Genomic DNA, 24726 nt, shown 5'->3' with positions numbered 1-24726 from the left:
CATTCGGAACAATCCACGTACATCTATACGATATCGACATCTTCCAACGCGCTCAATTCTTCCATGACCTTCTCATCGGCCCGTATCGCCGAATCGATGACAACGTCGATAAGTTTGGAGACGATCGTGAGTTTAATCGGACGGCGGCCGGGGTGACGGCGGACGAGGGTGTAGAGTTTCTGGAGGCTCTCCAGATCGTCGCTGAGGCGGATGCGCAGGTTCAGCGGCTCGGGGGGCGGGAGGTTTTCGACAATCTTGGTCTCGACCTTTTTCGCCTCTTTTTTCGCTTCGGACAGGGTCATGATCTTGGTGACGCTGATGCGGGTGAACATCTCGGTATGGGTCACCTTGACCTTGAACGCAATCGGCTCGTCCAGGTCCATCGCCTCGAGCTGTTCGAGTTTGTCGGAGAAAAGCATCATCTCGATGTTGCCGTGGAAATCCATCAGGTTCACCAGGCCGAACTGTGACCCTTTTTTCGACATCTTTTTGGTGATCTCCTCGACCTTGCCGATGAAGATCGCGCTGGAGCCGTCGGCGATGTTTTCGATCTCGCTGGAGAGGGTGTAGTTGATCGCGTCGATCTGCTCGCGGTAGTTGTCGAGCGGATGCCCAGAGACGTAGAACCCGAGCGTCTCTTTTTCGAAATCGAGGATCCCTTTGAGGTCGTATTCATCGTAGTTTTTGAGTTCCAGATCGACGGTGGTGACCTCCTCGTCATCCCCGAAGAGGCTGAACTGCGACTCTTTTTTCAGCGACGACCCTTTTTTGGCCGTCTCGACGAGGATCTCGACCTGCTCGAGCAGCGCGCGGCGGGAGTAGCCGAAGCGATCGAGCCCCCCGGCCTTGATGATACACTCGATCACCTTCTTGTTGACCTTCTGAGGTTCGATCCGGTTGATGAAGTCCTTGATGTCTTTGAACTCCCCCTCAGCTCTCGCTTCAAGGATCGATTCGACGGCCGCTTCGCCGACCCCCTTGATCGCCCCCAGACCGAAGAGTATCTGATCCGCCCCGTCTTTGGTGATCGCCGAGAATTCCAGCTGCGAGTCGTTGATGTCGGGGGCGCCGAGGGAGATTTTCATCCGCTTGGCTTCGTCAATGTATTTGACGACCTTGTCGGTGTTGTCTTTCTCCGAGGTGAGGAGTGCGGCCATGAACTCCTGCGGATAGTAGGTCTTGAGCCACGCCGTCTGGAACGTGACCATCGCATACGCCGCGGAGTGCGATTTGTTGAACCCGTACCCGGCGAATTTTTCGATCAGGTCGAAGAGCTCGGAAGCCTTTTGGTAGTCGAGTCCCTGCTTGGCCGCCCCCTCGCTAAACTCCTTGTTGTACTTTTGCATCTCCTCGATCTTCTTTTTCCCCATCGCACGACGCACGATGTCCGCGCCGCCGAGTGAAAAGCCCCCGATCGTCTGAACGATCTGCATAACCTGCTCCTGGTAGACGATGACCCCGTAGGTGGGTTTGAGGATCGGCTCCATCGCGGGGAAAGTGTAGGTGATCGCCTGGCGCCCGTGCTTCCGCTCGATGAAGTCATCGAGCATCCCCGATTCCATCGGTCCGGGACGATACAGCGCCAGTACCGCGATCAGGTCCTCGAAGGAGCTTGGCTTGAGCCGTTTGTTAAGGTCCTGCATACCGCTGGACTCGATCTGGAACATCCCGATCGTCTCCCCGCTCTGGATCGTCTCGTAGACCTTGGGGTCGTTTTCGTCGATCTCGTGCCAGTTGATCGCTCTGCCGTAGCGGTTTTGGATCAGTTTGATCGCGTTGTCGATGACGTCAAGCGTTTTGAGTCCGAGAAAGTCGAACTTGATCAGGTCGACGTCTTCGAGAAAGTTGAGCGAATACTGGGTGACAAACGTCTCCTCGCCAGAGGGTTTGTAGATGGGGGTTTTCTTCCAGAGCGGTTCGTTGGAGATGACGACCCCCGCGGCGTGCATCCCGGCGTTACGCTTCAATCCTTCGAGCTTTTTCGAAAACTCCCAGACGCGCGCCGCCTGAGTATCGCTTTCGATGAGCTCCTTGATCTTTGGCTCTTTCTGGAACGCTCCGGGTTTGAATTCTCCCCCTTTGGTCTTGCCATTCAGGGTGATCCCCAGCTCCTCGGGGATCAGTTTGGCCATCATGTCGGCCTGCGAGAGAGGCATATCCAGGACGCGGGCAACGTCGCGGATCACCCCTTTGGCCAGGAGCGAACCGAACGTGATGATCTGCGCCACCTGTTCGCGCCCGTATTTGCGAACGACGTAGTCGATGATCTCCCCCCGGCGCGCCTGCATGAAGTCCATATCGATATCGGGCATCGATACCCGCTCGGGGTTGAGAAAACGCTCGAAGAGGAGGTCGTATTTCATCGGGTCGATGTCGGTGATTTCCAGCGCGTACGCCACAAGGCTCCCCGCCGCCGATCCCCGTCCGGGTCCGACCGCGATCCCCATCTTTTTGGCTTCGCGGACAAAGTCCCAGACGATGAGCATGTAGCCGGGAAATTTCATCTGGTTGATGACGTCCATTTCGAATTCGAGACGGTCGCGGTACTCCTGATGACGTTCGGTGGGGACGTGCTTGAGCCGTTGTTCCAGACCCAGACGGCAGCAATGGATGAAGTACTCCGCGTCGTTCTTGTCGGCGGCGGAGCGCCGTTTTTTCGGCTCGACGCTCTCATCGTCGGGCTCGTTGTCGATGTTGAGCCCCTCCGCCTCGGCGTACTCGCGGGTAAATTTGAAGTTCGGCGGGGTCGGGTTTCCGAGTTTAAGTTCCAGCTGGCATTTGTCGACGATCTCCTGGGTGTGGTACAGCGCTTCGGGGATGTCGGCAAAAAGCATGGCCATCTGTTCGGGGGATTTGATGTAGAACTCGTGGACCGAGTGGCGCAGACGGTTTGGATCATCGTAAAGTTTATTCATCCCGATACACATGAACGCCTCGTGATACTGGGCATCGTCGGGGAAGGTATAGTGGGTGTCGTTGGTCGCGACGAGTTTGATCCCCGTCTCCCGCGAGAGGCGGATCACCGGCTCGTCGATGAAGAGCTGGTCGCTGATCCCGTGGCGCATGATCTCCATGTAGAAATCGTCACCGAAAATCTCACGGTACTCCAGCGCGACCCGTTTGGCCTCCTCGTACCCCCCTGCCCCGTTTTTGACGTTCCGTTCGCTGTTGGTGTTGAGATGCCAGTTCACTTCCCCCTGCAGGCACGCCGAGGTGCAGATGAGCCCTTCGGAATGTTCTCGCAGAAGCTGCTTGTTGATCCGGGGAAAATAGTAGAATCCGTCGATGTAGGCTTTCGAGGAGAGGTACATCAGGTTTTTGTAGCCCGTCTCGTTTTTGGCGAAGAGGCAGAGGTGGAAACGCTGTTTAACGCTTTTGTCGGAGAGGTCGTCGCTGTTGTGGATGTAGGCTTCCATCCCGATGATCGGCTTTAGCCCCGCGCCGCGCATTTGGTGGTAAAAATCGATCGCGCCGAACATGTTGCCGTGGTCGGTCATCGCGACGGCGTTCATCCCCAGTTCCTTCACCCGACTCGCCAGCGCCGAAATTTTATTCGCACCATCCAGCAAAGAGTACTCGGTATGCAGGTGCAGGTGGGTAAAGGGTGGGATGCTCATCAAAAAAACCTTCCAGTCAAATCTAAAAGGATTATAGACGAACGGCTATTAAGAACTTATTTAAGGGGTGACATTTACTCCCATACGGCTGCACCCCTGCGCTTCTCCCCCGCGGCACGCCCGGGCGTAGAGGCTCGAAGCCCTGTAGGGGTTCTGGGCCACACCCATCCCTTTTTCAACCAGCATTCCCAGCTGCAGACACCCTTGCGCGTTTCCCCCCGTGCAGGAGCGCTCAAACGCCTCTGCCGCCGTGACGTAATCGTGGTATTCCAGCGCCGTTATCCCTTCTCCCAAGCCGTCGGCGAAACACGATACGGCCATCACGGCCAAAACGAACGGTACAAATGATTGTTTCATGGTTTTATCTCCTTTTCTCATCATGCGAACGGGACTGCCCCGCACCACTCAACCCTTCCCGGTTTTCAAGGCATACCGATGGCCCTCGCCTCTGGTTCCCCTCGTTCATCGCGCTCCTTGGTCAGGATTGACGCGGACCGAGCAGGTCATCCCCGCAGCGAGGGTGAACCCTGCGGGAACGTGATCGATGGCGATCCGCACCGGAATCCGCTGCGCCAGCCGTACCCACGTAAAGGTGGGGTTGACGTTCGCCAGCAGCCGCTCTCCGGTGGCGTTGTCACGGTCGGTGATCCCCCGCGCGATGCTCTCGACATGTCCGCGAAGGAAGACGTTCGTCCCCAGCGGGTTCATCACCGCCTCGTCACCGACGCGGATTTTCGAGAGCTTGTGCTCCTCGAAGTAGCCGTACACCCAAAAGGTGCCGCTGTTGATGAGGCTTAGGCGGTTTTCCCCGGCCCTGACGTAGTCCCCCCGGCGCAGCAGGAGATTCGACACCCACCCCTCGCTCGGAGCGCGGACATAGGAGCGCTCCAGATCGAGGCGTGCCGACTCGACACGGGCGTGCGCCTCCTCGACGTCGGCACGGGCGATGGCCGCCTCGTACGCCGCATCCTCGGCGCTTTCGCGCGAGACCACCTCGTCCCCCGCCGCCGCGCGGCGGGAGGCCTGATGCGTTTTCATCGCCATCACCGCTTTTTTCGCCGCCAGCGTCGCCTGTGCTTCGCTGAGGGCATGGCGGAACCGCTCGGAGTCGATCTCGAAGAGCACCTCCCCTGCTTTGACGTGCTGGTTGTCGCGCACCGCGACGCGGCTCACCAGCCCGCTGACGTCGGGGGCAACCATCGTCACGTCGGCTCGCACCCTTCCATCGCGCGTCCAGGGAGAATTCATGTAGGACTCCCACAGCATCAGCCCCAGAAAAAGGGCCAGCGACACGACCGCAAACGTGATCGCGAAACGGAAAAATTTGCTCAACCTTGTATTTTTATTCATAACAGATTCCTTAACGGTAAATGGCGATACAGGGGATCGCGAACAAACAGACGAACACCGCCGTCCGAAACAGCCCGGGGTGCCAGACGTGGCGGTAGACCCCCGTATCGGCGAAAACGCGGTCAATGAGTATCTGAAACAGCGCCGTGACGAAAAATACGGGGAGCAGCGTGGGCATCTGAATCCCGAACAGCGTAATATCCAGCGGCATCATTGCTCCTTGAGGATGGGTAGGGCTTCTTGTTCCGACACCAAAAGCCGGATCAGGGAGAGCTCATCGCGCAGCCTCCGGACCCTTTCGGAAGCCGTTTCGCTTTGCAGCGCTTCGTGCAGCTCGTGCAGCGCTACGTCCAGACGCCGCGTGAGGACCGCGTATTCAGCTTCCGACGCAGCCGAAAAATAGGCGCGGAGCGCTTCGAGCGCCCTGCGCGCCGAATCGTCCGGCACCCTCCCCCGTTCGAGTTGTCTTCGGATGGCGATCACCCCGCGGCCGATTTCGAGGGTCGAGAGGAGCCATTCGAACACCCGTGCACCGGAGCGCTCATTCAGCCGTCCGTGGGTCGAAAACTGCTGCACCATGTCTCTGGCCGTACTCTCGAGCGTCGTGCGCTGGACGTTCAGCTCCCCGTCGCACAGCAAAACGATCTGGCGGCGCAGCGCCGAGGCGATCCGCCGCTGCGTCCAGGCAAGCGACCAGAAGTTGATCAGATAATACGCCAGCCCCGCCAGAACGATCCCGATCAGGTTGGCCAGGGCGTTCTCGAGAAAAAAGGTCGCCGTCATTTTGTAATAGGGATCCAGGGCGGTCTGGTACATGAACATAAAAATAAATCCGAGCGAAAAACCGCCCCATTTTGGGCGCGTCGTCCACCATGCCAACAGCGCCAGCAGGGGAAAAAGGATCAGGCACAGGCTGAACAGATCCGAAGCGAACCGCGGGATCAGGTAAAAATCGTACAGCGCCGCAAACGCGATCGCCGCGATCCCCCCCTTGAAAAAGTTGATGACCGTATCAAGGGGATTGGGGAGCGTCGCGATCAGCAGCGTGATGACGACCGAGAGCATGATGCTCTGGGGTGCCAGCGCCCATCCGCTCAAAATCCACAGTGCCATTCCGGCCAGCAGCACCGACGCCCCGCGGAGTGCGGCAAGGGCGACGAGGAGCGGATCGGTGTGGCTCTTGAAACGGACCGTCCGGCTCAGCTCCTGCGATGCATCCCCGAACCGGCGGTGACGCAGCAGCGAGAGGTAGGTAACGCAATAGTGGTGCAGTTCGTTCAGCAGCCGACGCAGCAGGTGCGAGGCCGCATCGAACCGTTCCAGTTCCCCGGCGTCCATCGTGCTGCGCTGTGTTTCGATCCGCTCCTCCTGCGAAGCCCTGAGCGCTTCGAGAGCCGATATCGCTTCAAAGAGGTCCTCGCTCTCCAGAGCCATTTGCGGCAACTCCGCCAGTGCGGCGGCAACGGGCGCGTAGACCCTCCCTATCCCCTCCGAAAGCCGTCCCTGGCCGCTGTGGCGCGAAAGGAGGGTCCGGAGCGAATGGTACGTCGTCGAGAGGTTCATGTAGGACATATTGAGATGCTGGTAGAGCTGGCGCATCCTGCGGTCGTTTTTCCCCTCGAACGCGGTGTTGACCTGCGTCGCGTTGAGCCCCACGACCCCGCTGGCAAAACGCCCCGTGGCGGCTTCTCCGCACAGCAGCGCATCGGGGTTTGAGAGGCTTTTAAGGACGCCGCCGAACCGCTCCCGCTCTGCGGCAAGGAGCGAATCGGAGAGGTGGCGGGGGAAAATCAGGTCGCTGATGAGCGTCGCGCACAAGATCCCCACCAGCACCTCCGAAAACCGCGACGTCGCAATCTCGAACACCTGCAGCGGCATCTCGATGACCGGAAGCGCGACGATGCACACCGTGTATCCGGCGAGGACGAACCCGTACGACTGGAAATTGCGGTATTTGAGCCCCGCGGCGGTCGTGATCGCGATCCACAGGGCAAAGAGGGCGATGAACCACCCCCTCTCCTGCGCGAACATCCCCATCAGCGCGAGCGATACGGCCACCCCCGCCACCGTCCCCAGGATCCGGTAATAGCTTTTCGAAAACACCGGCCCGCTCTGGGGCTGCATCACGATAAACGACGTGAAGATCGCCGTCCGGGGATCGGGGAGGTTCAGGATCATCGAGACCGACAGCGCCAGCAGTCCCGCGAGGGCCGCCTTGACCATGTAGATCAGGACGGGGGCGTCCTGCACGCGCCACTCGGCGAATGCGCGCCCAAAAAGGCGGTAGGAAGCCGAGGTTCGGGCCAACACTCTCATGCCCTACTCCTTCCCCTCGCGGTAGCCGCCGCCCAGGGAGCGTACCAGTGCGATCTGCAAGGATGCTTTGACGTTTGCAAGTTCCAGCGCCCCCAGTTCCCCCTCCAGCACCTCGCATTTGCGCTCCAGTACGGGGAGTTTGTCGCTGAGTCCCAGAAGATGCTGTTTGCGCGCGCTTTTTTCATTCATCCCGCGTGAAACGAGCTCCTCGTGATGAAAGCGAATCTGCTCCTCCAGCCACGCCGACTGCTTGAGCAGCCCCACCACCTCGTTCGCGGCGCGGATCACCGCGTCGTTGTACTCGTAGACCGACGCGTTGTAGTCGCTCGCGGCATTCTGAAGGTTCGCCTCCCGCTCCCCCCCGTCAAACAGCGGCAAGGAAAGGGCAATCCCAATCCCGGGGGTGGCCGAGGCATATTCGAACAGACTCGAGCGCTCGAACGACGTAAACCCCAGATTTGCAGATAGGACGATGTTGGGATAAAACTGCGCCCTGGCGTGCTCGATTCCGTATCCCTTGGAGAGGAGCGTGTATTTGGCGATCGCGATGTCGGGGCGGCGCGAGAGGAGGTTCAGGACGATCTCTTTGGGGAGCGGCGCGCGGAAATGCTCCGAAACGGCGGGAGGTTTGAGCTGCGAAACGCGCGAGGGGAGGAACCCGGCGAGGACGCAGAGGCTTTTTTTCCGCCCCTCTATCAGGCCCCCCTGCGCCGCGAGGCGCTGATGGATGCGGGTCAGTTTTTGTTCGCTTTCGCGCACCTCCGTTCCGGTGCACAGCCCCAGGGCGTACCGGCGGCGGACTATGGAGAGTTCCTCTGTCGCCGTCTGCTCCAGCGCACGCAGCACGCCGGCCTTCTCCTCGTCGTAGTGCCACGCCAGATAGGTCTCGCAGATCGCCCCCGCAAGTGCCAGCTTCGAGGCGGCGAGATACGCTTTCTGCGCGTACGCGCCGTGTTTGGCCGCATTGATCCGCGACTCCCGGGCATTCCAGAAATCAAAATCGTACCGCAGCCCCAGCGAAGGGTGATAGAGGGTATTCGTGCTTCCCCCCAGCGGGGCGGGGAAAATATGGTTTTCGCTGAACCGTTCCCTCAAAACCCCGGCGTCGGCCGAAACGCCCGGCAGATTGCGCGACTCTACGGAGCGGATGATACTTTCGGCCTGCGCGTAGCGGGCCTGGATGCTTTTGAGGCTCGGGGCGTGCTCTTGCGCTTCGGCCATGATCGCGTTCAGCTGCGGATCGCCGAACCCCTTCCACCACTCTTTGTTCAGGGTTTGTTTGTCAAAATCGCTCAGCTCGCGTTCGAGAGCGGCATTGACCTCGGCGAGCGAAAGCGGCGTGGCCGTATCGGTTTTGGGGACGCACCCGCCGAGGAGCACGAGGGCCGCTACCAGCCCTAAAAGAGGTAGGGGGTTCATGATTTCGGGCTTTGAAGATTCTCGTAGATGGTTTGAAGAACGCGGGAAAGCTCCTCTTTCTGGAAGGGGGTAATCCCGCAGAACGCTTTTTCGATCATCGCGTCGCCCAGAGCGACGAGGTCCTCATAGAGTTCGCGCCCTTTGGGGGTGATCCGCACGAGATAAGCGCGGCGGTCGTTCTCTTTGGGCTCACGGACGATCAGCCCTTTGAGTTCGAGCTTGTCGAGCATCAGCGTCATGTTCGACTGCTCGAAATAGGTGTCCTGCGCCAGCTCTTTTTGAGTCAGACCGTCTTTTTCGCACAGCCGGATCAGGATGACCCGCTGGGCATAGGTGAGGCCGTAGGGCTTGAGCCCTTTTTCGAGTTCGTTTTTGAGAATATTGCGTGTTTTGGCGATCAAAAACGCGACCGAATTGTCCGATTCGAAACTCATCGTATCCCTCCTCCGTAAAAATTGGCGGAAGTGTAGAGCGATACGCCTTAAATACTTATTATAATAACTATTATATTTATAATCTTATTTTGTACGGTCGATTTTGTTATCTATGTGTAAAAAACAGTTGAATCAATCTGCCTCGACAGAGGCAAGCGTTTGCCTGCACTTCGTTAGGCTTTCCGCTTTCGCTACATGTGCCATAGCGGCCAGCGTAGCGGTCGGTGCTTTGCTCCGGCCGCGTTTCTAATTCACAACAGCGTGACGGGAAGATAAAACTCCAGATCAAACTCCCCTGAGGGATCGAGAAAATGGTTTTTGTGGTAGACCGCATAGGCGGGAAGCGTTTTGGTCTCGAATCCGCTCTCGGGGAGCCACACGTGGTAGACGTAGCGCATGAAATGCAGAACGTCCCCGTATTGCCCCCGGATCCGGAAGACGGCGCACAGCGACGCGGGGATTTCGAAAAAAGCGACCGACCCGTGGGAGGGGTATTTTCCCGCCTCTACCTCAACCGCGGCGATGTAGGCGCACTCTTCCAGAGGGGTAATCGTCGGATTGTCGTGGTGAAACCCGATCTGGCGGGCACTCTCGGATAGGCCGCTCTCAAAGCTCCAGGCCCTCAGGCGGTTCCAGCTGTTCTTAATCGAGATGTTGTAGCCCCGGTGGCGTATGTAGGCGGCGTAGATCGGGGGGGCCTTCACGATGCGGGGGATCGTCCCGGAAAAATCGCGCTCCTGCGCGCCGTAGGGAGAGGCCGCAAGGATTTTTTCGGAATACGTCAGATACGCACCGCTTTTCCACACCTTCGGCGTCGTGCGGAACCGCTCCCGAAACGCTTTGATGAACGAGGTCTGCGAACTGTAACCGCACATCCGGGCGATCTCGGAGACGGTCGCGTACTTGTTGGTCAGCAGGAGGCTGGCCGCCTTCTGGAGGCGGATCGATTTGATCGTCTCGTAGAGGTTTTCCCCCGTCTCCTCCTTGAATATCCGCTGCAGGTGGTGGACGCTCAAACTCTCTCGGCGCGCCAGTTCGGCGGCGTTGAGATCGGTATCGATGTGCAGATAGATGTAGGAGAGGACGGCGTTGACAATCTCTGAATGAAGATATTTTGTTTCCCGCTTCATGCAACAATATTAGCACAATTAAATAAAAATAATTATTATTTTGGATAATTTTTTTGATACTTTGGATAAAGAATAAAAAACGCGATTCCTCTACAATGGCGGAAAAAAAAAGGATCATCCATGAAACGCTCGTTCATCCGGGAAATTCTCGAAGTTATCGGAAGCGATACGGTATCGTTTGCCGGGGGGCTCCCCGATGAGAGCCTCTTTCCGCTCGATGCGATGCAAAAGGCCGCGGCCGATGTGTTCGCCTCCCCCGCATCCTTGCAGTATTCTCTCAGCGCGGGTATCCTGCCGCTTCGCGAAAAGCTGGCTTCGTATTACACTGCCATGGGATTGGAAACCAAACCCGAAGAGATTTTGATCACGACGGGGGCGCAGCAGGCGCTCGACCTGATCAGCCGCGTCTATTTCCGCTTCGGCACCGTTGTCGAAGAACCCGCCTACCTCGGCGCGCTCAACGCCTTCAGCGCCAACGGGTGCTCGCTCAGCCCCGTAGCGTTGAAAGAACAAGGACTCGACATCGACGCTTTTGAACGACGCTTCGCCATCACCAAGCGGGCCTATGTCATGTGCGATTTCCAGAACCCTACAGGGACCAGCTATTCGCTCTCACAGCGCGAAGAACTGGCGCGGATTGCCATCCGCCATGATGGGATCATCGTTGAAGACGGTGCGTACATGGAACTGTTTTTTGAAGAGCGCCTCGCTCCGATGGCACTGTACGCACCCCATCACACCCTCCATGTCGGATCGTTCTCGAAAACGCTGGCTCCGGGATTGCGTCTAGGGTGGATCCGCGGCGACGCGGCGCTCCTTGCGCCGATACTGGCCCTCAAAGAGCGCTCCGACCTGCACACCTCGACGCTCTCACAGCTGCTGGCGGAGCGTTTCTGGGAAAGCGGGCGCTTCGGCAGACATCTCCGCACCGTCCGCGCAACCTACAAAGCCAAATGCGACACCATGGCTTCTGAGCTGCAAACGCAGCTCGGCGATTTTCGCTTCACGAAGCCTAAAGGGGGGATGTTCATCTACGGCAGTTTCCCCGAGTGGGTCGATGCGAAGGAACTCGCGATGGAGTGCCTGAAACAAGGAGCCGTGTTCGTCCCCGGCGGAGAGTTCTATCCCGGCGCTCCCGTCAGTCCGGAGGCACGGTTCAATTTTTCAGGGACTACCCCGGAGCAGATGCGTCGGGGAATAAAAATCATCGCCGACACCTATGAAAAATACAAACATCAAAAGGAAAAACGGTATGCATGAGATCAAATTCCCGTTTCTGGAGCACATCGGCGGCAAGCTGATCCGCTACGAGCCGGGGAGCGCCGAGGTCGAGCTTTCCACCATGCCTTGCCATCTGCAGCACCTCGGGTTCATCCACGGCGGGGTCATCTCGACGCTGATGGACAACACGGGGTGGTACGCCGCCGTCTCCAACCTCCCCGAGGGCTTCACTTCGGTCACGATGGAGATCAAGATCAACTACCTCAAGCCCGCCGCGGGAAGCCATCTGCGCGCGCTTGCAAAGGTGATCCGTCAGGGAAAAAAGACGTCGTTCGTCACCATCGAACTTCACGACGGAGAGAACCTCGTCGCGTTCGCGACGGGGACGTATGCGGTGTTGGAAGAGAAAAAAAACTAGCGCGGTTTTGAAAGCAGTTTGTTCAGTCCGTCCGCAAACGCTCTCACCGTTTTTTCCCCGATGGCACTGGGCCCTCCGGTGATCTCCCCCGCGTTGCGGAGTTCCTCCATCAGGTTGCGCATCGCCAGCAGGTGTTTGACGTTGTTCTCATCGTAGATCGTGCCGCGCGGGTCGAGGGCGACGGCCCCTTTGGTCACGATCCGGTCGGCCAGAGGGATGTCTGCGGTGATGACGAGATCGTTGCATTCGCACAGTTCGGCGATCCGGTGATCGGCCTCGTCCGGTCCCTGCGCGACCACCTCCATAGAGACATGATGTGCATCGGGGATACCGATCCGTTTGTTAGCGATAAAAACGGTGGTGATCTGACGCTTCAGCACTGCACGCAGGAGAATCTCTTTAAGAGCGTTCGGAAACGCATCGGCGTCGACGAGGATTTTCATAATCCGTTAGTGTCCCCGGCGGCTTTCGCCGTGATGGGTGCGGGATTCGCGTTTCTGGGGTTCTCTGTGTCCGCCTTGCGGCTTATCCCCACGGGGTTTGGAGCGAGGGGCGTTGCCACGTCCTCCCCCGCCGCCGCGTCCTTGCTGGATCGGCTCGGCTTTGATCGATGGATCGGGTTCGAACCCTTCGATGATGGTGCGGTCGAGTTTGCGGTTGATCAGTTTTTCGATCCCCTTGAGGTAATCGTATTCATCGACGCACACGAGCGATACCGCTTCTCCGGCGTTCCCCGCCCGTCCGGTACGGCCGATCCGGTGGACGTAGTCTTCGGCGATGTTGGGAAGTTCGAGGTTGACGACGTGGGGGAGCTGGTCGATGTCCAGACCCCGTGCGGCGATATCGGTCGCAACGAGGATTTTCACCGCGCCGCTTTTGAAATCGGCCAGCGCCTTGGTACGGGCACCCTGGCTTTTGTTGCCGTGGATCGCGGCGGCGGTGATCCCGATTTTTTGGAGATACTCGGAGAGCTTGTTCGCCTGGTGCTTGGTGCGGGTGAAAACGAGGACCTGTTCCCATCGGTTGTCGGCGATCAGTTTCCCCAGCAGCGCGCTTTTGCGCTTGCAGTCGACGAGGATGACGCTTTGGCGGACCAGTTCGCTCGAGGTGTTGCGGCGCGCCACTTCGACGACCGCCGGATTGCGGAGAATCGATTCACACAACTTTTTGATCTCATCGGAATAGGTCGCTGAAAAGAGGAGATTCTGTTTTTTGGCCGGCAGGATCGCGATGACACGGCGGATATCCTTGATAAATCCCATGTCGAGCATCCGGTCGGCTTCGTCGAGAACGAACATCTCGACATGACGCAGATCGACCGTCCCCTGCGAAACGTGATCGAGCAGCCGTCCGGGGGTGGCGACGAGGATATCGACACCGTTACGAAGCGTGGTGATCTGGGGTTGTATCCCGACACCGCCGAAAATAACGGCACTTTTGAACGGGAGGTATTTACCGTAGGTTTTGACGCTCTCGCCGACCTGTGCGGCGAGTTCGCGCGTCGGAGTGAGGATCAGGACCCGGACGCGGCGCGGCCCCTTGAGCGGATTGCGAGAGAGGAGTTCGAGCATCGGCAGGGTAAAACCCGCCGTTTTGCCGGTCCCCGTCTGGGCTCCGGCGAGCATGTCCCGGCCCTCCAGAATGTAGGGGATCGCCTGGGCCTGTACGGGCGTCGGGGTAGTGTATCCTTCTTCCAAGACCGCTTTGAGAATCGGTGCGGAGAGATTGAGTTCGGTAAATGACATTGAGGTTTGGTTTCCTTTAGGTGTTTGAAAGCGGAGAACGAGTGCAGAGATCAGAGAGCTTTACGGATTTTCCGTTTATTAAAACGTATTATACCCGATTTGTGAGCTATTCGCTCACACACCGGACGTGGGCTTCTTCGCTTTTGGGGACGGTGGCGACCGAACCGAGTTTGAAACCGACGACATACGCTTCCTGCGCGTTGAGCGTGTCGGATGTCCAGTAATAACGGTGCATCATCGGACCGAAAAATTTCATGTCGACCGTTGGGCGGAACCGGGCATAATCGACGATTCCGTAAAGTTCGTCAAGGGTCGGAAGACGCCAGCTACGGTTATGCAGGGAAAGGTTTGAACACATCTCTTCGGCTTTGTCGAACGTATACTTGACCCGCTTGTCGGTCGCGTCGAACGCATGCCACAGCAAAGCGTTGTCACGATCCAGCGTCCCTTCGGGCGTCAGAGCGTAATCGCGTTTTCGAACGGTTTTCGGGGCATCGGTACAGGCGGCGGCGATCCGTTTCGTAGGCGGAGAGAGGGTGATGTTGCGCTCTTTGGGATAAAAAGCGTATCCCACCGTCGCGATGATCCCGCCGTCCCCTTCGCTGCCGCTGCCGATGATCGTCTCATCCGAGGGCCCCTGGTTTGCCGACCAGTAGCTGAAGTTTTCGCCCAAAGGGGCCCCCGAGGGCAGTGCGAAAAGTTCGCCGATCTCCATCGCTCTCCAGCCCGGTCCGAGTTCCCGGCAGTATTTGACCGCCTCTTCCTGCGTCAGGGTTTCGGTCGGAGAAAAACGGTTTTCAGCCTGGGCGCACAGGGCAATGCCGAGTACCCAGCCGACATTAACAATCCGCACAGTAACCCGCCAGCAGACCGTTGCGCAATTTCTCGCACGCCTCGCGCCCGACCAGTTTTTTGACGATGGCCAAACCGAAGCAAATCGCCGTCCCAGGGCCGCGCGACGTCATGACGTTCCCGCTCGTGACCACATCGCTGCGGGCGGTAAATCCCCCCGTTTTGATCTCTTCTTCGATGCCGGGGTAACAGGTATAGCCCTCTTTGAGCACTCCTGCCGCTTCGAGGGCGAACGGTGCGGCGCAGATCGCCCCGATCCCTTTTTCTTTCGCGTCCATCGCTTTGAGCAGCGCCTGCACCTGTTCATCGGCCGCGAGGGCTTTCGTACCGCCCCATCCTCCGGGGAGTACGATCATGTCGAGGTCGTCCGCATGAATCCCTTTGATACTCTGATCGGCCTGAACGTGAATGCCGTGGGCCCCTTTCACGTTCGTCCTTTCATCCAGGGAACCCAAAACGACTTCGATCCCCGCGCGCCGCATCACGTCGACAACGCTAATGGCTTCGATCTCTTCGAACCCTTCGGCAAGGGGAACTAATACTTTGGGCATGGGAGGTCCTTTGTCGGCTGGAGTGGCTGATCTCTTCAGATAATAGTAGTGAATGATACAAAAAGAAAGTTACGGGGTCAAGCCCCGCTGTGAAGAAGGAAAAAAGGGAAGTTATTTCACTTTTTCGAGGTATTCGCCCTCGACGGTGTTGACTTTGATGATATCGCCTTCCAAAACGTGGTAAGGGACCTGAACGACCGCACCCGTTTCGAGGGTGGCCGGTTTTTTGGAGGCGCTGGAGGTATCTCCTTTGAAGTTCGGCGGAGTTTCGACGATTTTGAGTTCCATGATTTCAGGGGCGTCGACGCTGATCGCTTCGTTGTTGTGGAAAACCATCTGGACGTTCGTACCGTCTTTGATCCACTTCATCGCCTCTTCGCACTGATCGTAAGTCAGACCGAGCTGTTCGTAGCTTTCGTTATCCATGAACTGAAGCATTTCGCCGTCGTCGTAGAGGAACTGCATCGTTTTGTGCGCCATGTTCGGCACTTCGAATTTATCACCGGCGTGAACCGTTTTTTCGATCACTTTGCCGTTTTTGAAGTTTTTGACTTTCATACGGACGAACGCCGCCCCTTTACCCGGTTTGACGTGTTGAAATTCGACGACTTTGAACGGGTTGCCGTCGATTTCCAGACGCACGCCCTTTTTGATATCACCCATGCCGATTGTTGCCATTTTCTGATTCCTTGCGATTCTTTTGTGGGCGAATTTTACCCGAAACGGCGACGAATTTCAAACAAAGTGTAACTTATGGTACACTATTCATCCGCTTGAGCGGTTTGTTCCGCCCGGATTTTAGTTTGATCCAATACGCAAACGTGTATAATAATACTTATACATTTGATTATTAACACAAATAGTTACAAGGATGACCTTTATGTCAGTACTATCCCGTATCCTGTCCGCATCGCTGCTGCTTACCTCCTGCCACCTGCAGGCGGCGGGGCTGAGCCTGGGCGAAGCGCTCGATATTCTGCACAAACAAAACCTCGAAATCAAAACGGCCGATCTCGATGCCAAAACCGCCGAGACCGACGTCGACATCGCCCGCGGCTACCACTTCGGTTCACTCGACCTGACCCAGACGTTCAGCCGTTCCAACGACCCCAGCAACGTTTTCGGCTTCAAACTCAGCTCCCGCGAAGCGACGTTCGGGGATTTCAGCGCCGACGAGTTCGTCGCCAACCAGATGGCCGGTGCGCCCGATCTGTACACCAAGCCTCCCAAGCACCTGAACTATCCGGGTTACCATAACTATTTCCAGACCAAACTCACCTACATGCTTCCGGTCTATACCGGAGGAAAACTCAGCGCGTACGGCGACATCGCCGAAAAAATGGAAAAAATCAAAAAACTCGACGCCGAGCAGGTGAAAACCGAAAAGAGCTACGAGCTGCGCAAAAGCTATTACGACATGGCACTGCTGCAAAACAGCATCGACCACATGAGCATCATCCGCGACAACATCGCAACCCTCGAGCGGACGACCCAGATGATGATCACCGAAGGGTACGCCAAAAAAGTGGACCTTCTCGAAGTGCAGGCGAAAAAAGCGAACGTCGAACGGAGCTTGAGCGAAATGGAAGCAAACAAAAAACTGCTGTACCATTACATCAGTTTTCTCCTCAACCGCGACGTGAATGAAATCGAACTTCCCCGCAGCGACTATCCCGCTTCCGCCGTCGGCGAAGACGACGTACTCGCCAACAACATCGACCTCCAGAAAGCGTCCAAAGGGCTCGAAGTGCGCGAAAGCATGGTCGATCTGGCGTATGCTCCTTTCCTGCCCCAGATCGGTGCTTTTGCCGAAACCGCCACCGCGGACGACACGTTCGGCGGAGATTTTGGAGACCACAAAGGCTATACCTTCGGAGCGCGTCTGACGTGGAATCTCTTTAACGGAGGCGTCGACGGCGCTTCGCTGGAAAAAGCCCGGATCGAACGGCTGAAAACGAAAACGCAGGTCGAACTGGCCCGTAAGGGAATCGCCCTGCAATACGACAAGATCCGCACCGAAATCGAAAGCCTCAACGCGCAGGTCAAGAGCCTTGAAAAAGAGCTCGAACTCGCCAGCCAGATTTACCGCAATTACGAAGGGCGTTATCACGAGCACCTCGCGTCGATGAGCGACGTCATCGTCAAACAGTCCCAGCAGATTGAAAAGATATTGAACCTTCAAATGGTCAAAAACCAGCGCAACGAACGTATCTTCGCCCTCGAAAAACTTAGCAACGGAGTCAAATAATGAAATTTCTCATCACCACCATCGCCCTCGCCTCTTCCCTCGCCGCCGCGGGACTGAACCTTTCGGGAAGCGTCATCAGCGACAACCAGAAAATGATCACGAGCCGTAACATGGGCTTCGTGACGAGCGTGAACGTCTCCGAAGGCTCCCGCGTTTCCAAAGGACAGCTCCTCTATACGATCGATTCACGCGAGATCGATTCGGCCAAAACACAGGTCGAGCTGGGGATCGCCCAGGCGGAACTTTCGCTCCAAATGTATCAGAACCAATACGCCAACCTCGAGTTGAATCTCGAACGTAACAAACGCCTTTTGCAGCAAGACATGGTGAGTAAATACGAGGTCGAAAACCTCGAACTTTCCAAGAAAAACCTCCAGAACATGATCGCGATCGCCGAGCGCCAGGTCAATCAGGCCAAAGCACGCCTCAAAGAGGTCAACAACCAGTACAACTACCTCCGCATCACCGCTCCCAACAGCGGGGTCGTCATCTCCAAAAACATCAAAGTGGGAGAAATGGCGATGCCCGGGATGCCCGCCATCGTTCTGGCCGATCTGAACTCGCTCAAAATCGAGGTTGAAGTCGCCGAAAACAACCTCAAGCTCGTTCCCGTGGGCAAACGGGTCAAAGTATCAATCCCCTCGGTCGGGTACACCGGTATCGGAAAGGTCAGCGCGATCATCCCAAGCTCCAATCCGATGACCCACACGTTCCGCATCAAGGTATCGTTTTCGGCCAAACAAACCGTCTACCCGGGTATGTACGCTACCGTCGAGATCCAGTAAGGGGTAGCCATGCAACCGAACGCCTACCAGCCCAAAGACATTGCCGGTAAACTCGCCAAAGGGTTCATCCGCAATCCCCTGACCCCCATTCTGGGAATTTTTCTCCTCGTCATCGGCTACATCGCCCTGATGCTTATGCCGCGCGAAGAGAATCCCCAGATGGTCGTCAGCGGTTCTACCGTCATCATCGCCCTCCCCGGAGCCACCGCCAGCGAAGTCGAAAACGTCATCGTCAAGCCGCTCGAACGCAAGCTCAAAGAGGTCAAGGGGATCGAGCACATCCACGGGATGGCGATGGACAATGTCGCGGTGATCAACGCGGCCTTCTACATCGGCGAGGAAAAAGAGGACTCGAACCTCAAAATCTACGACAAGATCATGCAAAACATGAGCATCCTCCCCAAAGGGGCGATGCAGCCGATCATCAAGCCGCTGGATATCGACGTCGACATCCCCGTCCTTTCGGTCGCCTTCTACGCGAACGACCCGAAAATGGACCCGACCGTCCTTTACGATCACGTCAAAGCGATCCAGCATCACATCAACGGCCTCCCCAACGTCGCGGTCACCGACATCAAAGGGGCCAAAAAACACCAGTTCAACGTCCTGGTAGACATGAACCGCCTCGCCGGCTACAACCTCTCGCTGGGGCAGATCGTCCAGGCAACGCAGTCACTGGCCTACAACGTCCCCGAGATCAAAGGGAAAACCCAGAGCAACGAAATCGTGATGATCGGGGTCCGCAACGCGATCGAAAACATCGACGACGTTGGCAACATCATCGTCGCCCAATACGGCGGTTCGGCCATCTACCTGCGCGACGTGGCCACCGTGACCGCCGGAAGCGATATCCAGAACTTTAAATCGGCACTCGTCACCGTGCGCGGCGAAGAGGGGAAATTTTCGCCGCTCAAAGACCAGGTCACCCTCACCGTCTCGAAGCTTCAGGGGACCAACGCGGTCGTGATCGCCGATTCGGTCAAAGAGGAACTCGAAAAATACAAAGAACAGATGAAAAAAGAGGGGATCAGCTACGTCATCACCCGCAACGACGGCGAACGGGCCAACGAAGCGGTCAACGAGCTGGTCTTTCACCTGATCCTCTCGATCGTCATCATCGCCATCCTCCTCATCTTCGTCCTGGGATGGCGCGAATCGCTGATCGTCACCTTCACCGTCCCGGCGATCCTCGCGATCACCCTTTTCATCGCCTACATCACGGGGCAGACGGTCAACCGGATCACCCTCTTTGCGTTTTTGCTCTCGCTGGGGCTGCTGGTGGATGCGGCGATCATCGTCATCGAAAACATCCATCGCCATTTCCACTCCGCGCACGCCGCCGATCAGGACGCCGACGAGCTGATGATCGAGGCCACCGACGAGATCGGCGCACCGACGAACATCGCGACGCTGGCGATTATCCTCACGATGGTACCGATGGCGTTTGTCGGGCAGATGATGGGGCAGTTCATGAAACCGATCCCCGCCAACGTCCCCGTTGCGCTGATCGCTTCGCTGTTTGTCGCCTATATTTTCACCCCGTACCTTGCCGTGCGGCTTCTTAAAAAACCCGACCACCACGCAGAGGCTCACTGATGTATAAAAAATTTGAAAATTATCTGCTCTCCATCCTCAACGACCCCGCCAAAAAGAAAAAGGTGCTGTGGGGAACGCTCGGGGCGTTCGTCTTTTCGGTCGCGCTGATCCCCACCGAACTTGTTCTGGCCAAAATGCTGCCGGGGAAAAACAACGACACCTACAGCGTCTACGTCGACCTCCCCGGAGGCAGTTCGATCGAACAGACCCGCCAAGTAAGCGAATGCGTGGTGGGGGTATTGCAAAACGAGCCCGAGGCGCTGGATGCCGAAGTGTTCCTCGGAACCGGTTCGCCGCTCGATTTCGCGGGACTCATCAAGGGATCGCACTTTAAAAACAGCGAGAACGTCTCCGAAATCGTCGTCAACCTGACCAAAAAACACGACCGCGACGAACCCTCTTACATGATGGTGCAACGGCTTCGTCCGGTGATCGTCAAACAGTGTGAAAACCTCTATCCGGGGACCAGCATCAAATTCATCGAACCTCCCGCGGGTCCTCCGACCATGGCCGCAGTTGTCGCCGAAATCTACGGAAACGATGCGCAGGGGATCCGCCACCTCGCCGAACGGGTCAAAGGAGTCTTCAAACAAACCGAAGGGCTCGTCGACATCGACATCATGCAAGACGAGATCTACGACAAGTTCGAAGTGCGGGTTAACACCGACAAGATCAGCCTTTCGGGACTTGACGTCAAACACGTCAACGACGTGTTGTACCTCGCGTTCGAAGGGATGGGGGTCGCGGTCAAGAATTCCCAGAAAGCGACCGACCAGATCCCGATTTTCCTGACGTTGACACCCGAGGGAAAAAAGTTTGCCTCACGCGACAAAACGGCGATCGAATACAAACTCGCGGGGCTCAAACTGATGAACCAGATGGGGATGATGGTCCCCATCACCGAAGTGGTGGAAATCGTCCCGGTCAAATCCAACCCGATGATCATGTCCAAAAACCTCCACCAGATGACGAACGTCCTGGCCGAAACCGACATGGTGTCGCAGGTCTATCCCCTGATGGATGCGCGCAACATGATCCTCGAAACGTTTGACGACGAATACGAGATCCGCAAAATCGGGCTGTTCAACCTCGAACTGACCGACAAAAAAACGGGGAAAATCTACGAACTGCTCTGGGACGGAGAGATGGAGGTCACCCTCGATACCTTCGTCGATCTGGGCGGAGCCTTTATCGCGGCGCTGGTACTCATCTTTTTGCTGATGGTGGTCTATTACAAAAGCTTCGTCCTCAGCGGAATCGTGCTGCTGGGAAGTTTTCTCTCGATCATCGGTGTTATCGTCGGGCACGGGATCGTCGATCTCTTCACCGCCGACACTTTCTTCCTGACGGCCACGTCGCTGATCGGTTTCATCGCCCTGATCGGGATCAGTTCACGCAACTCGCTCCTGCTGATCGACTTTACCAAATCGCTCATGGTCGACAAAGGGATGCACAAAAAAGAGGCGATCGCCTACGCGACGGCGACCCGCGCCAAGCCGATTTTCCTCACCGCGGCGGCGATCATTCTCGCATCGACGCTACTCGCCAGCGATGCGGTCTTCGGGGGGCTTGGCGTTTCGCTTATTTTTGGTACAATAGCGGCAGTCATCGCATCCTTGGTCGTCGTACCCGTTTTGATCGACAATTCCGATCTTGAACGCCATTTCGATTTCAAGGAGCGCAAAGCAGTTTCGATTATGGAGCCTTGATTGTCTACCTTTTCACCGGTCGTCAAACTTACCGATAACGTCATGAACACGCTGCTCGAAGTGGCGAACGAACAAGGCATATCGGCCGACGGTTTCGACTTCGACCTCCTCTCTTACACGACCTATTATCAGGGGACGGTGGACGAAGAGTGGCAGTTGCTGAAAGGCAAAGACCTCCTGACCGAAACAACCGAGGTAGAGATCCGTTCGAGTACCTTTTTGCTCCGGCAGGAGTATCAGGTACGCATCCGCGAAGTCAAACCCCATCCGTTTCTCAATCTCCGCTTCAGCCTTGCCAGCGACAAATACAAAAGCAAAGTCGTCGCCATCATCGACCCCAAATCGGTCATTCCGCTCAAAAAAGGGGTCCAGGACTGGATCAAGGAAGCGATTCGGAACCGCCAGCTCCGCCACGGATTCCTGATCGGACTGTACGAACAGAATCTGGACAAAGAGGTCAACCGCCTCCTCCTGAAGCTCCAGAAAGAAGGGGGGCTAAGCGCCCCTTACCGTCTCCCTGTCGGAGAGTTTTATCCTCCCGTTACGCCGGTGGATGACAAGGTGATTCTCCACTACAAAAATCTCCGCAAAAACAACAGCATGATCGAGGGGGTTCACCCCGGAGACCTCCTGCTCGAATACATCCTTCCCAAAAACGGGTTGGACGGCAGAGGATGCGACGGGCAGCACATCGCCATGCCCGAACCGCTCGTACGCCATGCGGGCCTCATCCTGATCGACGACGATACGATCGTTGCCGAACAAGACGAAGGGAGTATCCGCTTTTTTGCCCGGGTATCGGGATACCTCCAGCGCAAACAAGGGGTTTTCAGCATCTCCCAGGAGCTTCAGATCGAAGCGGCTTCCATGCGTAAAACCGGTTCGATTGAAGCGGGAACCGACAAAGAGATTTCACTGAGCATCAAAAAGAAAGAGGCGACCGAAGATTCCGTCGGCACGGGAGTCAACATCGACGTCCAGAAACTCAAAGTGAGCGGTACTGTCGGGGCGAATGCGAAAATCCAGGCGTGCGAACTTCACATCGGTGCCCAGACGCACAAAAAATCGGAGATTCAGGCGACCGAAACGGCCAACATCCATCTGCACCGGGGAAATCTCAAGGCCAAAGAAGCGGTTATCGAGATTCTCGAAATCGGAAAAGTCGAAGCCGACATCGTCCGCGTCAAAAAAATGGTGGGGGGAGAGATCGTCGGCCGCGTCGTCGAAGTCGAGACCCTCTATTCGAACGCGAAAATCACCGCTCTCGAATCGATTACGGTCGAGACGATCGAGGGGGACGGCAACAACCTGATCATCAACCCGCAGGCGATCGAAACCTACCACGACAAAACCGAATCCCTCGAGCTCGAGATCCGCACGAAAACCTCCCGTCTACAGCAGCAAAGCAAAGAGTTCATCGCCAAAGAGGTCGCCTTTAAAGAGAAAAGTTCCCGGATCAAAGTGTTCCAGCAACGGATCAAAGACGCCGTCCAAAGCGGTACCGCGCCCATGCGCGCCGATATCATCCGGCTTCAGCAGTACCGGATGGAAGCCGATAACCTCAAGCAGGAAGAAGAACGGCTCAACGACGAAAACGAACGGCTCAACGCCCTGCGCGCGGAGCTCGATAAACTCTACGAGGCGGACCTGCATGCGACCATCACCCACCACGGAGTCTACGACGGCCATACACGGGTAAGTTTCATCGATTCCAAAACTTCCGAGGAATACGCCCTAACCCCGCAGGGCAAAGCGACGCACATCCGTTTGCGGCTCGAAGGGGACGAAAAGCAACTCTTCATTGAATCCTAAAACGGTTCATCTCGTTTCAAAAGCGGCTCGTAGTTTTATCTTTTTGGGGTAAAACTCTTGCATGAAATTATCCGATCTCGTTTTGACCGCCCCGTATCTGGATCTCGGTCCGATTTTTTACCATGAGACAACCCCTTCCCCGCTCAAAAACGCGAGGCTCCTCAGCTATAATCCCGATTCGGCGCGCCTGCTGGGGCTCTCGCCCGATACCCTGGAAGCGGCAGAACTCGTATCGCTCCTCAACGGCCGGTTACTCCCCAAGGGCGGCCGATATTACGCAATGTGTTACGCCGGGCACCAGTTCGGCCACTACGTTCCGCGACTGGGCGACGGCCGCGCGATCAACCTGGGTAAAACCGGGGGATGGAACCTTCAGCTCAAAGGTTCGGGGCAAACCCTCTATTCCCGTCAGGGGGACGGAAGGGCCGTTTTGCGCTCTTCCATCCGGGAATACCTCATGAGCGAAGCAATGGCGGGTCTGGGGATTCCCACGTCCCGCGCCCTGGCCATAATCACCTCTGATGAGCCGGTAGCCAGGGAGCGGTGGGAGACAGGGGCCATCGTGATGAGAATGGCCCCTTCGTGGATACGGTTCGGGAGCTTCGAGTATTTTTTTCACTCGAACCGCCATGCCGAGCTTGAAAAACTTGCCGATTTTTTGCTGAACGAATCGTTCCCCGAACTCGCACACGGCCCGGAGCCCTACGTTGCGATGTTCGGCGAAATCGTCCGACGCACCGCCGAACTGATCGCACGGTGGCAATCGGTCGGATTCAACCACGGCGTCATGAATACCGACAACATGTCGGCGGCGGGGATCACGATCGATTACGGCCCCTTCGCGTTTATGGATACGTTCGAAAGCGGCTACGTCTGCAATCATACCGATACCTACGGGCGATACAGCTACGACAGCCAGCCCGGAATCGGCTTGTGGAATCTCCAGCGCCTCGCCCTCGCCCTCTCTCCCCTGATACCGCAGGCGAAACTCGAAGAACAGCTGCAGCGCTACGCCGGATGGTTCAGCGCCAAGTTAACGGAGCTCCTGCGTGCCAAGCTGGGGCTCGAAGAACCCCGTGAAGACGATCCCGAGCTCTTCAGGTCTCTGTTTCGCGTACTCGAGAGCGGTCGGGTTGACATGACCCCGTTTTTCCGTACCCTCAGCCGTTTTGACGGGGAGCGCGAGGCGTTACTTGCCCTCAGCCTCACTCCAGAGGTGCTGGAAGAGTGGCTCGATGTCTACGAGGCCAGACTCGCCGACAACCGCAAAACGACGGCGCAACGGCATCAGGAGATGCTCCGCACCAATCCTAAATACGTTCTGAAAAACCACATCCTCCAAGAAGCGATCGACCAAGCCCGCAAAGAAGATTTTTCGCTCGTCGACGACCTGCTGGTCCTCGCGCGCGACCCGTATGGCGAACACCCCCGCTTCGAACGTTACGCGCACCCTACCCCCCATCCCCTGACAAACCTCAAACTGAGCTGTTCGTCGTAATCGTCCTTCACGACTGGTTATTTTC

Annotated in this window: 21 protein-coding genes; 8 read left to right on the top strand and 13 right to left on the bottom strand. The window is 57.0% G+C overall.

Annotated features, from left to right (window positions below; translation table 11 throughout):
* Window positions 1–23 precede the first annotated feature (23 nt).
* The 8 genes from dnaE to AB1763_07365 form a co-directional block, all read right to left on the bottom strand.
* A complete protein-coding gene (dnaE, locus tag AB1763_07400; protein ID MEW5832643.1) occupies window positions 24–3617 on the bottom strand; it encodes a DNA polymerase III subunit alpha in 3594 nt (1197 codons plus the stop codon).
* Window positions 3618–3677: 60 nt separating this feature from the next.
* Window positions 3678–3974 (bottom strand): hypothetical protein, encoded by a 297-nt coding sequence (locus tag AB1763_07395; protein ID MEW5832642.1) that lies wholly within the window; start codon window positions 3972–3974, stop codon window positions 3678–3680.
* A 105-nt stretch (window positions 3975–4079) separates the two neighbouring features.
* Window positions 4080–4967 (bottom strand): efflux RND transporter periplasmic adaptor subunit, encoded by an 888-nt coding sequence (locus AB1763_07390; protein MEW5832641.1) that lies wholly within the window; start codon window positions 4965–4967, stop codon window positions 4080–4082.
* A 10-nt stretch (window positions 4968–4977) separates the two neighbouring features.
* A complete protein-coding gene (locus AB1763_07385; protein ID MEW5832640.1) occupies window positions 4978–5178 on the bottom strand; it encodes a DUF1656 domain-containing protein in 201 nt (66 codons plus the stop codon).
* A complete protein-coding gene (locus AB1763_07380; GenBank protein ID MEW5832639.1) occupies window positions 5178–7283 on the bottom strand; it encodes an FUSC family protein in 2106 nt (701 codons plus the stop codon). The genes AB1763_07385 and AB1763_07380 overlap by 1 nt, the downstream gene beginning before the upstream one ends.
* Before the next feature lie 3 nt (window positions 7284–7286).
* Entirely contained in the window at window positions 7287–8702 is a 1416-nt protein-coding gene (locus AB1763_07375) for an efflux transporter outer membrane subunit (protein ID MEW5832638.1), read from the bottom strand.
* Complete coding sequence (locus AB1763_07370; protein ID MEW5832637.1) at window positions 8699–9136, bottom strand: MarR family transcriptional regulator; 438 nt, start codon at window positions 9134–9136, stop codon at window positions 8699–8701. The genes AB1763_07375 and AB1763_07370 overlap by 4 nt, the downstream gene beginning before the upstream one ends.
* A 251-nt stretch (window positions 9137–9387) precedes the next feature.
* A complete protein-coding gene (locus AB1763_07365; protein ID MEW5832636.1) occupies window positions 9388–10266 on the bottom strand; it encodes a GyrI-like domain-containing protein in 879 nt (292 codons plus the stop codon).
* Between the two features lie 120 nt (window positions 10267–10386).
* Here AB1763_07365 and AB1763_07360 point away from each other — a divergent pair, with 120 nt between their 5' ends.
* Together AB1763_07360 and AB1763_07355 are read left to right on the top strand one after the other, a co-directional pair.
* The gene (locus AB1763_07360) at window positions 10387–11526 is read left to right on the top strand and encodes a PLP-dependent aminotransferase family protein (protein MEW5832635.1); all 1140 of its coding nucleotides are present in this window, start codon (window positions 10387–10389) and stop codon (window positions 11524–11526) included.
* Window positions 11519–11905: a PaaI family thioesterase gene (locus AB1763_07355; GenBank protein MEW5832634.1), complete on the top strand. Its 387-nt coding sequence runs from the start codon at window positions 11519–11521 to the stop codon at window positions 11903–11905. The genes AB1763_07360 and AB1763_07355 overlap by 8 nt, the downstream gene beginning before the upstream one ends.
* Here the strand turns inward: AB1763_07355 and AB1763_07350 are convergent.
* The 5 genes from AB1763_07350 to efp all read right to left on the bottom strand — a co-directional run bounded on the left by AB1763_07350 (window position 11902) and on the right by efp (window position 15731).
* Window positions 11902–12348 carry a YaiI/YqxD family protein gene (locus AB1763_07350; protein ID MEW5832633.1) on the bottom strand — a complete coding sequence of 149 codons (447 nt, stop codon included), beginning with the start codon at window positions 12346–12348 and terminating at the stop codon, window positions 11902–11904. The genes AB1763_07355 and AB1763_07350 overlap by 4 nt on opposite strands.
* Window positions 12349–12354: 6 nt before the next feature.
* A complete protein-coding gene (locus AB1763_07345) occupies window positions 12355–13650 on the bottom strand; it encodes a DEAD/DEAH box helicase (protein MEW5832632.1) in 1296 nt (431 codons plus the stop codon).
* Between the two features lie 106 nt (window positions 13651–13756).
* Window positions 13757–14503 carry a DUF1566 domain-containing protein gene (locus AB1763_07340; protein MEW5832631.1) on the bottom strand — a complete coding sequence of 249 codons (747 nt, stop codon included), beginning with the start codon at window positions 14501–14503 and terminating at the stop codon, window positions 13757–13759.
* A complete protein-coding gene (locus AB1763_07335) occupies window positions 14490–15053 on the bottom strand; it encodes a DJ-1 family glyoxalase III (protein ID MEW5832630.1) in 564 nt (187 codons plus the stop codon). The genes AB1763_07340 and AB1763_07335 overlap by 14 nt, the downstream gene beginning before the upstream one ends.
* Window positions 15054–15164: 111 nt before the next feature.
* Window positions 15165–15731 carry an elongation factor P gene (gene efp, locus AB1763_07330; protein MEW5832629.1) on the bottom strand — a complete coding sequence of 189 codons (567 nt, stop codon included), beginning with the start codon at window positions 15729–15731 and terminating at the stop codon, window positions 15165–15167.
* Window positions 15732–15933: 202 nt separating this feature from the next.
* Here efp and AB1763_07325 point away from each other — a divergent pair, with 202 nt between their 5' ends.
* From AB1763_07325 to AB1763_07300, 6 genes are all read left to right on the top strand, one after another.
* Window positions 15934–17301, top strand: a complete 1368-nt coding sequence (locus AB1763_07325; GenBank protein ID MEW5832628.1) for a TolC family protein — start codon at window positions 15934–15936, stop codon at window positions 17299–17301.
* A complete protein-coding gene (locus AB1763_07320) occupies window positions 17301–18086 on the top strand; it encodes an efflux RND transporter periplasmic adaptor subunit (GenBank protein ID MEW5832627.1) in 786 nt (261 codons plus the stop codon). Before AB1763_07325 ends, AB1763_07320 begins: the two co-directional genes overlap by 1 nt.
* A 9-nt stretch (window positions 18087–18095) precedes the next feature.
* On the top strand, window positions 18096–19682 hold the full coding sequence (locus AB1763_07315) for an efflux RND transporter permease subunit (protein ID MEW5832626.1): 1587 nt from the start codon (window positions 18096–18098) through the stop codon (window positions 19680–19682).
* Window positions 19682–21391, top strand: a complete 1710-nt coding sequence (locus AB1763_07310; protein ID MEW5832625.1) for an efflux RND transporter permease subunit — start codon at window positions 19682–19684, stop codon at window positions 21389–21391. Before AB1763_07315 ends, AB1763_07310 begins: the two co-directional genes overlap by 1 nt.
* Window positions 21392–23203 carry a hypothetical protein gene (locus AB1763_07305; protein MEW5832624.1) on the top strand — a complete coding sequence of 604 codons (1812 nt, stop codon included), beginning with the start codon at window positions 21392–21394 and terminating at the stop codon, window positions 23201–23203. It begins immediately after the preceding gene.
* A 61-nt stretch (window positions 23204–23264) separates the two neighbouring features.
* A complete protein-coding gene (locus AB1763_07300) occupies window positions 23265–24701 on the top strand; it encodes a protein adenylyltransferase SelO (protein MEW5832623.1) in 1437 nt (478 codons plus the stop codon).
* The last annotated feature ends 25 nt before the right edge of the window (window positions 24702–24726 follow it).

It is taken from the genome of Campylobacterota bacterium (assembly GCA_040752835.1).
Lineage (GTDB): Bacteria > Campylobacterota > Campylobacteria > Campylobacterales > Sulfurimonadaceae > Sulfuricurvum.
Note: the sequence above shows the minus strand (reverse complement) of the source record. Positions and strands in the feature narration are given on the sequence as shown.